Origin of the sequence: Paracoccus sp. UBA5162, assembly GCF_002413585.1 — a bacterium.
Lineage (GTDB): Bacteria > Pseudomonadota > Alphaproteobacteria > Rhodobacterales > Rhodobacteraceae > Paracoccus.
In genome coordinates, this window is record NZ_DHXG01000002.1 from 58,853 (window position 1) to 70,880 (window position 12,028).

12 protein-coding genes and 1 riboswitch are annotated in these 12,028 nt (G+C 66.6%); of the genes, 5 read left to right on the forward strand and 7 right to left on the reverse strand.

The window, feature by feature from the left end:
- Positions 1-47: 47 nt before the first annotated feature.
- Positions 48-1,097 carry a dipeptidase gene (locus B4A72_RS00420; RefSeq protein ID WP_292958613.1) on the reverse strand — a complete coding sequence of 350 codons (1,050 nt, stop codon included), beginning with the start codon at positions 1,095-1,097 and terminating at the stop codon, positions 48-50.
- Positions 1,098-1,235: 138 nt separating this feature from the next.
- On the opposite strand from B4A72_RS00420, the gene B4A72_RS00425 reads away from it, so the two are divergent.
- Positions 1,236-1,559, forward strand: coding sequence for an antibiotic biosynthesis monooxygenase family protein (locus tag B4A72_RS00425; protein WP_292958615.1), 324 nt, complete (start codon positions 1,236-1,238; stop codon positions 1,557-1,559).
- A gap of 80 nt (positions 1,560-1,639) precedes the next feature.
- A complete protein-coding gene (parA, locus tag B4A72_RS00430; protein ID WP_292977932.1) occupies positions 1,640-2,275 on the forward strand; it encodes a ParA family partition ATPase in 636 nt (211 codons plus the stop codon).
- Between the two features lie 15 nt (positions 2,276-2,290).
- Here the strand turns inward: parA and B4A72_RS00435 are convergent, their stop codons facing one another.
- The 6 genes from B4A72_RS00435 to B4A72_RS00460 form a co-directional block, all read right to left on the reverse strand.
- Positions 2,291-3,031, reverse strand: a complete 741-nt coding sequence (locus B4A72_RS00435; RefSeq protein WP_292958666.1) for an ABC transporter ATP-binding protein — start codon at positions 3,029-3,031, stop codon at positions 2,291-2,293.
- Positions 3,028-4,014: a FecCD family ABC transporter permease gene (locus B4A72_RS00440; protein ID WP_292958619.1), complete on the reverse strand. Its 987-nt coding sequence runs from the start codon at positions 4,012-4,014 to the stop codon at positions 3,028-3,030. Before B4A72_RS00440 ends, B4A72_RS00435 begins: the two co-directional genes overlap by 4 nt.
- On the reverse strand, positions 4,011-4,805 hold the full coding sequence (locus tag B4A72_RS00445; protein WP_292958621.1) for an ABC transporter substrate-binding protein: 795 nt from the start codon (positions 4,803-4,805) through the stop codon (positions 4,011-4,013). Before B4A72_RS00445 ends, B4A72_RS00440 begins: the two co-directional genes overlap by 4 nt.
- Positions 4,792-6,600, reverse strand: a complete 1,809-nt coding sequence (locus tag B4A72_RS00450; protein ID WP_292958623.1) for a TonB-dependent receptor plug domain-containing protein — start codon at positions 6,598-6,600, stop codon at positions 4,792-4,794. Before B4A72_RS00450 ends, B4A72_RS00445 begins: the two co-directional genes overlap by 14 nt.
- 122 nt (positions 6,601-6,722) lie before the next feature.
- Positions 6,723-6,916: riboswitch (cobalamin riboswitch) on the reverse strand.
- 35 nt (positions 6,917-6,951) lie between these two features.
- The gene (locus B4A72_RS00455; protein WP_292958625.1) at positions 6,952-7,632 is read right to left on the reverse strand and encodes an NAD-dependent deacylase; all 681 of its coding nucleotides are present in this window, start codon (positions 7,630-7,632) and stop codon (positions 6,952-6,954) included.
- 3 nt (positions 7,633-7,635) lie between these two features.
- Positions 7,636-7,938 (reverse strand): hypothetical protein, encoded by a 303-nt coding sequence (locus B4A72_RS00460; protein WP_292958627.1) that lies wholly within the window; start codon positions 7,936-7,938, stop codon positions 7,636-7,638.
- A 263-nt stretch (positions 7,939-8,201) separates the two neighbouring features.
- On the opposite strand from B4A72_RS00460, the gene B4A72_RS00465 reads away from it, so the two are divergent.
- The 3 genes from B4A72_RS00465 (at position 8,202) to lepA (ending at position 11,690) form a co-directional block, all read left to right on the forward strand.
- The gene (locus B4A72_RS00465) at positions 8,202-8,897 is read left to right on the forward strand and encodes an HAD family hydrolase (protein WP_292958629.1); all 696 of its coding nucleotides are present in this window, start codon (positions 8,202-8,204) and stop codon (positions 8,895-8,897) included.
- Positions 8,894-9,802: a DMT family transporter gene (locus B4A72_RS00470; RefSeq protein WP_292958631.1), complete on the forward strand. Its 909-nt coding sequence runs from the start codon at positions 8,894-8,896 to the stop codon at positions 9,800-9,802. Before B4A72_RS00465 ends, B4A72_RS00470 begins: the two co-directional genes overlap by 4 nt.
- A gap of 88 nt (positions 9,803-9,890) precedes the next feature.
- Entirely contained in the window at positions 9,891-11,690 is a 1,800-nt protein-coding gene (lepA, locus tag B4A72_RS00475; RefSeq protein ID WP_292958633.1) for a translation elongation factor 4, read from the forward strand.
- Positions 11,691-12,028 lie beyond the last annotated feature (338 nt).

The window sequence follows — 12,028 nt, forward strand, 5'->3', positions numbered from 1 at the left end:
GGGGAGGCCGCGCCCATGATGGCCGGGTGATGAACCGGCCGTCGGGGTCAGTTGCCCCAGACCCGCGCCAGCAGGGAAATCCAGTTTTCACCGGCGATCTTGCGGATCAAGGCGTCGCCATAGCCATGCGCCTCCATCGCGCGGATCAGGGCGGGCAGGGCGGCCGCGTCGGCCAGTTCCTCGGGCATCAGCGCACCGTCGAAATCCGAACCCAGGCCGACTCCGTCCTCGCCCAGGACCGCCAGCAGGCGATCGAGATGGCGCAGGATCGTATCAAAGCCCTTTAACGGCAGCCGCTTGCCGTCCTCGCGCAGAAAGCTGGAGGCATAGTTCAGCCCGACCAGCCCGCCGCTGTCGCGGATGACCTGCAACTGGCGGTCGGTCAGGTTCCGGGCCGAGGGGCAGATAGCATGCACGCAGCTGTGGCTGGCTACCAGCGGCGCGTCGGACAGGCGTGCCACATCATCGAACCCGGCCTCGTTCAGATGCGACAGATCCAGCATGATCCGCAAGACGTTGCATTCGCGGACCAGATCGCGCCCCTGCGGTGTCAGTCCCGCGCCGATATCGGGGCCGGCCGGATAGGCAAAGGGCACGCCTTCACCGTAGGCCGTGGGCCGCGACCAGACCGGTCCCAGCGATCGCAGTCCCGCCGCGTGCCACAGATGCAGCGCATCCATGTCGCGGATCGCTTCGGCCCCCTCCATGTGCATGACCGCGGCGAAGCGATTTTCGGCGATCGCGCGGCGCAGACCGGTGGCGCTGGTCACGACCTCCAGCGTGCCGGTGCGTTCCAGCATCTTCAGTGCCGCCGCCTGCCGGAAGGCGAAGGGCAGGGCGCTGTCATGCGCGATCTCGTCGGGCAGCGGCAGGTGAAAGGGCGGATCCTGCATCAGCGCGATGGATTCGACATCATTGGGATTGGCGGGCGAAGGCACCCAGAGAGCGAAAAATCCGCCGACCAGCCCGCCCGCCCTGGCGCGTGGCAGATCCAGATGGCCGGTCCCGTCGCCTTCCAGCCAGATCCGCGCCCCGTCCTCGCCCGCCGCGACGACGCGCTGGATGAAATCGTTGTGACCATCGAACACCGGGATCATGCAATGCCTCCTTTGCCGCCCGCGCCGACCATGCACCCTGGCGCGAGCGCCGGCAATGCCGCGCAGTTGCCACTTTGCGTGCTGCGGATTTCCCCCTAGGCTGGGCGCCGGGATGCGTCAGCAGAGGAGGGGCCAGCCATGCCCGATATCAGGACCGAATTCGACGGCCAGACCGTGATCACCACCTTCGAGGTGACGCCCGGCAGCGCGCAGGACGTGCTTGAGATGCTGACCGCCGCCTGGGATCAGGTGATCCGCCGGCAACCCGGCTTCATCGCCGGCGCGGTTCACCTGAACGACGCGCAGACCCGGATCGCCACCTATTCGCAGTGGCGCGACCGCAAGGATTATCAGGCGATGCTGCGTAGCGACGAGATGCGTCGCCGCAACCGCGAGATCCATGCGATGTGCAAAAGCTTCGAGCCGGTGATGTACGAGGTTCAGGCAGTTTTCGGCGATTGATGTCGCGGCCCGCAAGATAGCCCGTGCAATCGCTGAACCGGCCCGATACGTTTTGGAAAGCGCGTGACGAGGAGGCAGCGATGGCAGGCAGGATCATCACCGTCGCCCAGCAGAAGGGCGGCTCGGGGAAAACCACCCTGGCGATCAATCTGGCCGTGTGCCTGCATCAGCGCGGCCATTCCGTCGCCCTGGTCGATACCGATCCGCAAGGCAGCATGGGCCGCTGGTTCATCGAGCGGCTTCAGGCGCAGGGCGAGGACGAGGCCATGGATTTCTCGACCTCATCGGCCTGGGGGGCCAGCTACGAATCCGAGAAGCTGAAGAAGCGTTTCGATTACGTGATCGTGGACACGCCGCCCAAGATCGACAGTGACCTGCGCCCCGCGCTTCGGGTCGCCGATCTGGTTCTGGTTCCGGTCGCCACCAGCCATGTCGATCTGTGGGCGACCGAGGGTGTGCTGGATCTGGCGCGGCGCGAGAAATCGCCGGTTCTGGTGGTGCTGAACCGGGTCCGGCCGCATACGCGCCTGTCGGTCGAGGTGGCCCGGAAGGCGGCCGAACTGGGCGCCGATGTGGCCGGCACGCAGGTCGCCAACCGCGTCGCCTATGCCGAGACGCTGGGCCAGGGCCTCGGCGTTGCCGAACGCGCCCGAAACGGCGTGGCGCGCGACGAGATGGCCGCGCTGACGGACGAGGTTCTGGCCGCTTTCGGCTGAGAATTGCGCCGGCGGTCACACTGGCAGGATGGCGGGTCCATCCGGCGTCTCGATGCGACGCGCGGTGATGCCGAAGGCCCGGTTCAGCAGCGCGTCGTCCAGCACCCGGTCGGGCGGGCCGTCGGCCAGGATGCGGCCCTCGGCCAGAAGGACCAGCCTGCTGCAGAAGCGGGCGGCAAGGCCCAGATCGTGAATCGAGGTCAGGATGCCCCGGCCCCCGGACGCCAGATCGCGGAACAGGCGCAGGCAGGCCAGTTGCTGTGCCGGATCGAGACCGGCGATGGGTTCGTCCGCAATCAGAAGGGGGGTGTCCTGGGCCAGCGCCCGCGCGACCAGGACGCGGTTCTGTTCCCCCCCGGACAGGCGCAGCGCGGTGCGTTTGCGGAACGGTGCAAGGCCCATGCGCGCGATGGCGGCCTCGATGGCGTCGCGGTCGGCGGCGCTGCGGCCGCCGCCGGGCCAGGGAATGCGCCCAAGCGCGATCAGATCCTCGACGCTGACGGGCCAGGCGATTTCGCGCGATTGGGGCAGAAAGGCGGCCGCGCGGGCCCGATCGCGCGCCGTCATCGAGGCCAGCGAGGACGCGCCGCTGAAGGGGATCAGATCCAGCGCGGCCTCCATCAGCGTGGATTTTCCGGCACCGTTGGGGCCGATCAGCCCGACCACCTCGCCCTCTTGCAAGGTCAGGTCGATGCCGCGCAGCACCGGGCGATTGCGACGGGTGACGGCAAGGTTCGCAAGCGCCAGCAGCATCAGACGCGCCCCCCGCTGCGGGTTTTCCAGATCAGGTGCAGGAACAGCGGCGCACCGACGATGGCGGTCAGGACGCCCAGTTTCAGATCGCGTTCGGGCAGGATCAGACGCACCGCGACATCGGCCGCCAGCAGCAGGATCGCCCCGCCAAGCGCCGAGGCCGCCAGCAGGACCGAGGGGCGCGCGCCGACCCAGGGCCGCATGACGTGGGGAACGACAAGGCCGACGAAACCGATCGCGCCCGCCACCGCCGTGGCCGGACCGACGATCAGCGCGACGCCCGCGATCATCCGCCAGCGCAGCCACGGAGGCGAGACGCCCATCGCCGCCGCCGCGCCTTCGCCAAGGGTCAGCGCATCCAGCGGCCGCCCCGCCGACAGGATCAGCGCCGCGCCCAGCAGCATGGGCGGCAGGACCAGCCAGACATGCACCATCGAGCGATCGGCCAGCGATCCCATCAGCCAGAACACGATCTCGTTGGCGGCGTAGGGATTGGGCGACAGGTTCAAAACCAGCGCCGTGCCCGCCCCCGCCAGCGCCGAGATGGCGACGCCGGCAAGGATCAGCGTCACCGAACCTCCGCGCGGCCCGGCCAGCGCCACCAGCAGGCCGACGCCCATGGCCGCTCCGGCCAGCGCCACCAGCGGCAGCGCCAGCGGGGCAGATAGCGACAGCCCGGTCTGGATCGCGATCACCGCGCCAAGTGCCGCCATGCCCGACACGCCGATCAACCCCGGCTCGGCCAGCGGGTTGCGCAGATAGCCTTGCAGGGCCGCGCCCGTCAGCCCGAGTCCGCTGCCGATCAGCAGCCCCAGCATGGCCCGCGGCAGGCGGATTTCGCGCATCACGATGGGCGCCGGGCCTTCGCCGCCGAACATCAGCGCCGACAGGCCGCGCCACGCGCCCAGCCCCGCCGGACCGGTCAGCAGCGAAACCAGGAAAAGCGCGGTGGCGAGAACAGCGAGGATGACGAAAAGAGGCTTCATTCCAACCCTTCGACGGCGCGCAGGATGAAAGGCGTGCCACAGACCCAGTCGCGATCGGTGACATCGGCTCTGCGATCCGTCGCCTCGGACAGCGCGGGATGGTCCAGGATGGCCTCGCTTCGTGATCTTCCCGGCCATCGCGCGCCCGTGATGAGGCGGTCGGGCTGCGACATGACCAACAACTCCAGCGGCAGCGGCGCGGTATTCTCGATGCCGTAATCGCTGGCGATGTTGCGATACCCCGCTGCGTCCAGGATCTCGCCCGCCAGCGTGCCGCGACCCGAGGTGAAGCCATTCGCATAATACAGGGCGGCGCGGTCGCGGCCCGGAGCACGGCGCAGCGCGGCGAGGCGGGCGTCGAAATCCGCGATCACGGTTCGGGCGCGGGATTCGCGTCCCAGCAGCGCGCCGATCCCGGCGATCTCGTCGCGAATGGCGGCGATGCTTTCGGCGGGGTCGCGGACCTCGACCCGGATTCCCAGCCGGCGCAGCATGGAGACCGTCGCCGAGGATGCGAACTGGCCCGCGATGACCAGGTCCGGGCGCATCAGATAGATTTCCTCGGCCCGGCCATAATTCACGTCATAGGCCTGCGCCGCGTCCGCCATCGGCGACATGCGCGGATCCTGCGCCAGATCGCTGACCGAAATCAGCTGGCCCGGCGCGGCCAGCAACATCGCAACCTGGTCGGTGCACAGATTCATCGATACCACCCGCCGCGGCGCTGCCACGGCGGGCAGAGCCGCAACCAGAAGCGCCGCCGCCGCGCATATCAGGTCAGAAATCCGCACGCAGCCCAACATAGACGGCCCGGTCGGACGTGCCATAGCCCTGGTTCTGCTGATATTCGCGGTCGAGCACATTCTCGACCCGCAGATAGACGTCGGCACCATTCGGCAGCGGATGGCTGGCGGTCAGATCCAGCGTCGCGAAGCTGGCCATGTCGCGCGGGCGATCGGCCTCGACATGCAGGGACATTCCGGCCCTGGTGCCGGCGGCGACTTCAGTCTCGGCGCCAAGGTTCAGAACGTGGCGGGGTGCCTCGGCCCAATCTGTCGTGGCAGCGTTGTCGGTATAGGTATAGGAACCCCGAATCGCGGTGGCCGCGCCGATGGCCCAGCGACCATCCAGTTCGATCCCGCGCCGACGCGACTGGCCCTGGACCTGTGCATAGCAACCGAAAAGCTGGCCGCATGCTGTGGCATCGGCATCGAAGCCGATCAGGTTCTCGGCCTGAAGCCAAAAGGCGGTGGCGCGCAGATAGCTGTCATCGCCCCAGCGTTTCTCGACCCCGATCTCGGCGGTGCGGCTTTCCTCTCGATCCAGCCCGGCATCGCCGTAGGGGCCGAACAACTCATAGAGCGAGGGCGCACGAAAGCCGGTTCCGATGGCGGCGCGGACCAGCAGGTCCGGCCGTGCCCGCCAGACGGCCGAGACCCGGCCCGAGGTGAAGCCGCCAAAGCGCGAATGATCGTCACGACGCAGCGAGGCGCTGAGATCGATATCGCTGCCGATCGGGGCGTCAACTTCGGCAAAGACCCCGCTGATGCGGCTGTCGCCCATGCCATCGGCCTTCTCTTTCTCGGTATCGGCGCCAAGGATCGCGCGTGCGCCGGTCGTGCCCAGGTCGGTCGCGCCCTGCCATGACACCTTGGTGCGGGACCCGATGAAGGGCGTTTCGACGCCGTTCGACCAGCTTCTCCGGTCGATCCGATAGCGGGTCAGGGCAAGGCTTTGATCGATGGATCCGGTCGTGACCTCGGCGAAGGCGCGCAGGCCGTAGGATTTGCGGGTGGTGTATTCGTCGCCCGGCGTGCCGGTCATGTCGCCGCCGAATTCGTCGAATTCGGCGCGGCTCTTGTCCCAGAAGCCGTTGATGCCGACCTTGCCGCCATTTTGCAGCTCTCGCGCGGCATAGAAGGACAGGCGCGATGCGTTGTAGCTGTCGGTCTCGAAGTTGCCGTCGTTTTCGTCGCGGGCGGAAAATCCCTGGCTGGTCACGCGGCTGGCGGTGAAGGCCAGGTCCGTGCCGTCACGGCGCAGAGCCGCGCCGTAGCTTGCGGCGAAGGTCTGGTATTGGCCGGCCTCGATGGCGAAATTCTGGCGCAATCCGTCCTCGGTCGGGCGCATGGTGTCGATCGACAACACGCCGGCGATGGCGCGCGATCCGTAAAGCGCCGATTGCGTGCCGCGCAGCAATTCGATCCGGCCGACGCCGGCCGTGATCAGTCCGCCGATATCGAAATAGGGCTGGCCCGCCGCCGGGTCCGAAACGTCGATTCCGTCGATCAGGACCGGCGTATATTCGGGCGGTGCGCCGCGCACCTGAAGCGCGCCGGTCGTGCCCAGCGGCCCGGACTGGCGGATCGCCACGCCGGGCAGTTCGGCGATGCTGTCGGCGATCGGCTGGGCGGTGCGATCGGCCAGCGCGGCCGCACCGATTACCGAAACCGAACTGCCAGAGCGACCGATTTCGGTCTGCTCGCGATTGGCGGTCAGGGTGATTTCCGGCAATACATACGGCGTCTGCTGGCCAAGGGCGGGGGGGGCGGCGGCGATTGCGGCCAGGATGGCTAGGCGTTTCATGATGTCCCTTCCGGGTCGCCCGGACGGATGCCGGGGCGGGATGCGGTCTGTCCGGAAGGGCTTTCCGGACGGCGAACATCACCACAACGGACGATCCGTCAAGCACATGCGCCCCGCATGTCCTTGGGGTGATCGCCTGGGCAGGTCTCCTGGCTTGCGGGTCAAGGCTTGGCCGGGCCTTCCCATCCGCGAATTCGGCGGACAGTGGCATTCTCCGGCCTCGCTCTCCGCTGACAGTTGCGGGGGCAGCCGCGGAATTGCACCGCGTTCCCTTTTCACCGGGCGCGAACCCGGAACCGAGGCAGCCCGGGGCATAGCCGATCGGGCCGTCGCGGCGCAAGGAATTTCGCCTCAGGCGGGCAGCGAGGCGACCCACTCGGGCACGATCCGCGAGGCCGGGCCCAGAATCTGGCGGTCGAAGTCCGGAGCATTGGCGCCGGCTTCCAGGTTGAGGGCGACGCATTCCGCGCCCATCCGGGCGGCGTGCCGGGCGAAACCGGCGGCCGGATAGACATTTCCCGACGTTCCGATGGCTGCGAAAAGGTCGCTATGCGCCAAAGCCTGCCAGATCCGCTGCATGTGACAGGGGATCTCGCCGAACCAGACGATGTCGGGTCGGGTCCGCCTTGCCCCGCAGCCGGGGCAGCCGTCCTCGGATGTCATCGTCATCGGCGCATCCCAGCACGCCCCGCAGGCGGCACAGCGCGCGCGGCTCAGGCGGCCATGCATGTGGATCACATCGGCGCAGCCGCCGCGTTCGTGAAGATCTTCCACATTCTGCGTCACCAATGTCACGTCATGGTTCCGCGACAGCCGGGCCAGGGCCCGATGGGCAGCATTGGGCTGCGCGCCGGCTGCCTTCTGCCGTCGTTCATTGTAGAAGCGATGGACCAGCGCCGGGTCGCGGGCAAAACCCCCCGGTGTCGCCACATCCTCGATCCGGTGCCGTTCCCACAATCCCGTGCCGGCGCGAAAGGTGGCCAGGCCGCTTTCAGCGGAAATGCCCGCGCCGGTCAGGACCGTGATCCGCATGCGTCAGCGGCAAAGGGCCTCGGCCCTGCCGGCGAAACGCTTGTAGCGCGCCCAGAACGCGTTGTCGGCATCGCGTTTCGACATCCGCACGGCCTGCGCCTGATTCGGATCGCGGAAGAACGCGGCCGCGCGGCGCTGGTCTGAACGCGACAGGGTCTGGTCCGCGACCTGCTGGATGCAGCCGCAAAGCGGCGCGTTGCCGCGGGCGCGGTCGGATCGCACACAGGCGGTGTCGATAGGGCCGGACATGGCAAGCGGCGCTGTCATCATCACGGCGGATGCCGCGATCGCGATGCGGTTGAGCATGGAACTGTCTCCTCGGTTTCCTGATCCTCATGAAAGCGGGCATGGCCGGTTTTTCCCGATCTGGAATGCCCTTTCTGCACCACCAGACATAGCAAAAAGCTCATTCGGGCTCAATCACCGGGACGTGAGGAATTGTTGCGCTGACAGCGCGGCCTCATCAATATCTTGTGTCGTGGTCCCGATCCGGAGCGACCGGACAATTCGCTGCGGTTTGACTTTGCGCGCGCTGCATGGTTCCGCTGCGCTGCCGGACGGAGGATGACATGATCGAGGCAATCGGGCTGGATGCGGATGATACGCTATGGGAGAACGAGACCTTCTTTCGCGTCACCGAGGCCGAATTCGCATCGCTTCTGGCGGATCATGCCGAGATCGACGACATCGCGGGCAGGCTCTATGAGGTCGAATGCGCGAATCTTGAACGATACGGTTTCGGCATCAAGGGCTTCGTGCTGTCGATGGTGCAGACCGCGATCGAACTGACCGACGGGCGGATCGACGGCCAGGCCATCGGTCGCATCCTTGAACTGGGACGGGACATGCTGGCCCATCCGGTCGAGCTGATCGAGGGAGTCGAGGCTGCGCTGGACGCGCTGTCGGGGCGGCGCCTGGTGCTGATCACCAAGGGGGATCTGATCGATCAGGAACGCAAGATCGCCGCCTCGGGCCTTGCCGGACGTTTCGCGGCGATCGAGATTCTGGCCGAAAAGACGCCCGCGGCCTATGCCCGCGTCCTGGACCGTCTCGGCATCGCCTCGGGCGGTTTCGTGATGGCGGGCAATTCGATGAAAAGCGATGTCCTGCCGGTGATTTCACTGGGCGGACATGGCGTCTTCATTCCACACCAGATGACCTGGGCCGCCGAACATGCCGACCCGGGCCCGGATCCGCGCCTGCATCATCTGGACAGAATCGCGGATCTGCCTGACCTGATCACGCAGATCGAGGCCGTGCCATGAGCGTCAATGCCCGGGCGGCCCTGCTGATGACGCTGGCGATGGCGGGCTTTGCCTTCGAGGACGCGCTGCTGAAATTCCTGTCCTCGGATCTGTCGATCGGACAGCTTCTGCTGCTGCTGGGCTTTGGCGGGATGGTCGCCTTCGGCGCCTGGGTTGCCCTGGGCCCCGAGGGACTGCGCTGGCGCGATCTGATCCATCCCGGCGTATTGCTGCGCAACCTTTGCGAGGCGGTCTGCGGCGTCTTCTTCCTGACCGCCATTTCGATCGGCGATCTGGCCATCGCCTCGGCCATCCTGCAGGCGCTGCCTTTGCTGATGACGCTTGGCGCGGCGCTGATCCTGGGCGAAAAAGTCGGTTGGCGCCGCTGGGCTTCCATCGGTGCGGGGTTCCTGGGCGTGCTGATGATCGTGCGGCCGGGGACGGATGCGTTTCAGCCGGGATCGGTGCTGGCCCTGGTCGCGGTGCTGTTTCTGGCGGTGCGCGATCTGGTCACGCGACGGCTGCCTGCCTCCATCGGGTCGGGGCTGCTGACGGCCTCGGCCTTCGGGTCGATGTCGCTGGCCGGGGCCGCGCTGGTCGTCGTCGGAGGACAGCCGCTGATCGCGCCCGACCCCGCACAATGGGGCCTGATGGCGGCCTCGCTGATCTTCGGGCTGTTCGGCTATCTGACCATGGTGATCGCGACCCGGATCGGAGAGATCGGCGCGATCGCACCCTTCCGCTATTCCCGGCTGGTCTTCGCCATCATCCTGGGATTGCTGGTCTTTGCCGAACGCCCCGATGGCTGGATGCTGACGGGGGCTGCCATTATTGCCGTCGCGGGCGGCTATACGATGTGGCGCGAGGCGCGGCTGAATCGCGCCGCGCGCCGGATCCCCGCCGGCAGCGTCGCGCGGCCAGGCTGAAAGACGGGAAACCGGGGCGGCGGCAGCCTCGCCAGCGGCCTTGCGAAATCCTCTTTTCGCGGGCATGACGCCCCTGTATAGCCGCGCCATGACCAAGCTGTCCCTGATCCGCAATTTCTCGATCGTGGCCCATATCGACCACGGCAAATCCACGCTGGCCGACCGGCTGATCCAGCTGACCGGCACCGTCGCCGAACGCGACATGAAGGCCCAGATGCTGGACGCCATGGATATCGAGCGCGAACGCGGCATCACCATCAAGGCCAATACGGTCCGCATCGCCTATCCGGCGCAGGACGGCCAGACCTATATCCTGAACCTGATCGACACGCCGGGCCATGTCGATTTCGCCTACGAGGTCAGCCGGTCCATGCGCGCCGTCGAAGGATCGCTGCTGGTCGTGGACGCGACCCAGGGGGTCGAGGCGCAGACATTGGCCAATGTCTATCAGGCCATCGACGCCGATCACGAGATCGTCCCGGTCCTGAACAAGATCGACCTGCCCGCCGCCGAGCCCGATCGCGTCAAGGCGCAGATCGAGGACGTGATCGGCATCGACGCCAGCCAGGCGATCCCGATCAGCGCCAAGACCGGCCTCGGCATCCCTGATGTGCTGGAGGCGATCGTGCAGCGCTTGCCCGCGCCGACGGGAGATGCCGACGCGGCCTTGAAGGCGATGCTGGTCGATTCCTGGTATGACAGCTATCTGGGCGTCGTCGTGATGATCCGGGTCATGGACGGCACCATCCGCAAGGGCGATCAGGTCAAGATGATGCAGACCGGCGCCACCTACCGGCTGGACAAGCTGGCGGTGCTGACGCCTGCGATGAAGGACATCGCGGAACTGGGGCCGGGCGAGATCGGCGTTTTCACCGCATCCATCAAGCAGGTTCGCGACACCCGTGTCGGCGATACGATCACGCACGAGAAAAAGCCCGCCGCCACCGCCCTGCCGGGTTTCAAACCCTCGCAACCGGTGGTGTTCTGCGGGCTGTTTCCGGTCGATGCGAACGATTTCGAGGCGCTGCGCGACGCGATCGAGAAACTGGCCCTGAACGACGCCAGCTTCAGCTCCGAAATGGAGACTTCGGCCGCGCTTGGCTTCGGCTTCCGCTGCGGCTTTCTGGGGCTGTTGCACCTGGAGGTGATCCGCGACCGGCTGGAACGCGAATATGATCTGGACCTGATCACCACCGCGCCCAGCGTCGTTTTCCGGCTGCACATGCGCGACGGCGAGATGCGCGAATTGCACAACCCCGCCGACATGCCCGACCTGACCCTGGTCGACCATATCGAGGAGCCGCGCATCAAGGCCACGATCATGGTGCCCGACGATTACCTGGGCGACGTTCTGAAACTGTGCCAGGACCGGCGCGGCATCCAGCTGGATCTGACCTATGCCGGTTCCCGCGCGATGGTCGTCTATGACCTGCCCCTGGCCGAGGTCGTCTTCGACTTCTACGACCGGCTGAAATCGGTGACCAAGGGCTATGCCAGCTTTGACTACCAGATCAGCGAATACCGCGAGGATTTCCTGGTCAAGATGTCGATCCTGGTGAATGACGAGCCGGTGGACGCGCTGTCGATCATGGTCCACCGCGACCGCGCGGAATCGCGCGGCCGGGTCATGGTCGAAAAGCTGAAAGAGCTGATTCCGCGCCACATGTTCAAGATCCCGATCCAGGCCGCCATCGGCAGCCGCGTCATCGCGCGCGAGACCCTGTCGGCCATGCGCAAGGACGTGACCGCCAAATGCTACGGCGGCGATGCCACGCGCAAGAAGAAGCTGCTGGAAAAGCAGAAGGCCGGCAAGAAGAAGATGCGCCAGTTCGGGAAAGTGGAAATTCCGCAGACGGCGTTCATTCAGGCGTTGAAGATGGATGGGTGATCGCGCGTGAACTGCGGCTGGCAGTCGGTGGCGAGGCTCGCCCGCCGGATATGCCAGGTGAAGTCGCCACGGTCTCACACAGTTCAGCGGCTTGATCGACCAATGTCCATCAGCGCTCCTGTAACACATTCAGCGATAGAGAGGATGGGAACGCCGGTCATGCTGTTGGCGTCGCATCAATGGGCGGCGCTATCGCGGCGATCCTTTTCCAAAGGGCATCAGGAACGCTGGTCCGCTGTGAAAGCCGAATGCGAAAACGGCCCTCCGCGCCAAGGGCACGGAGGGCCGAGGCCTGCTGGATGCGGGCCGGTTACTGCGCAGTGATCGTGGTCATCACC

Coding starts and splice junctions, on each gene's coding strand:
- B4A72_RS00420 (WP_292958613.1), bottom strand. CDS start 1,097: ATGATCCCGGTGTTCGATGGTCACAACGATTTCATCCAGCGCGTCGTC.
- B4A72_RS00425 (WP_292958615.1), top strand. CDS start 1,236: ATGCCCGATATCAGGACCGAATTCGACGGCCAGACCGTGATCACCACC.
- parA (WP_292977932.1), top strand. CDS start 1,640: ATGGCAGGCAGGATCATCACCGTCGCCCAGCAGAAGGGCGGCTCGGGG.
- B4A72_RS00440 (WP_292958619.1), bottom strand. CDS start 4,014: ATGAAGCCTCTTTTCGTCATCCTCGCTGTTCTCGCCACCGCGCTTTTC.
- B4A72_RS00450 (WP_292958623.1), bottom strand. CDS start 6,600: ATGAAACGCCTAGCCATCCTGGCCGCAATCGCCGCCGCCCCCCCCGCC.
- B4A72_RS00455 (WP_292958625.1), bottom strand. CDS start 7,632: ATGCGGATCACGGTCCTGACCGGCGCGGGCATTTCCGCTGAAAGCGGC.
- B4A72_RS00460 (WP_292958627.1), bottom strand. CDS start 7,938: ATGCTCAACCGCATCGCGATCGCGGCATCCGCCGTGATGATGACAGCG.
- B4A72_RS00465 (WP_292958629.1), top strand. CDS start 8,202: ATGATCGAGGCAATCGGGCTGGATGCGGATGATACGCTATGGGAGAAC.
- B4A72_RS00470 (WP_292958631.1), top strand. CDS start 8,894: ATGAGCGTCAATGCCCGGGCGGCCCTGCTGATGACGCTGGCGATGGCG.
- lepA (WP_292958633.1), top strand. CDS start 9,891: ATGACCAAGCTGTCCCTGATCCGCAATTTCTCGATCGTGGCCCATATC.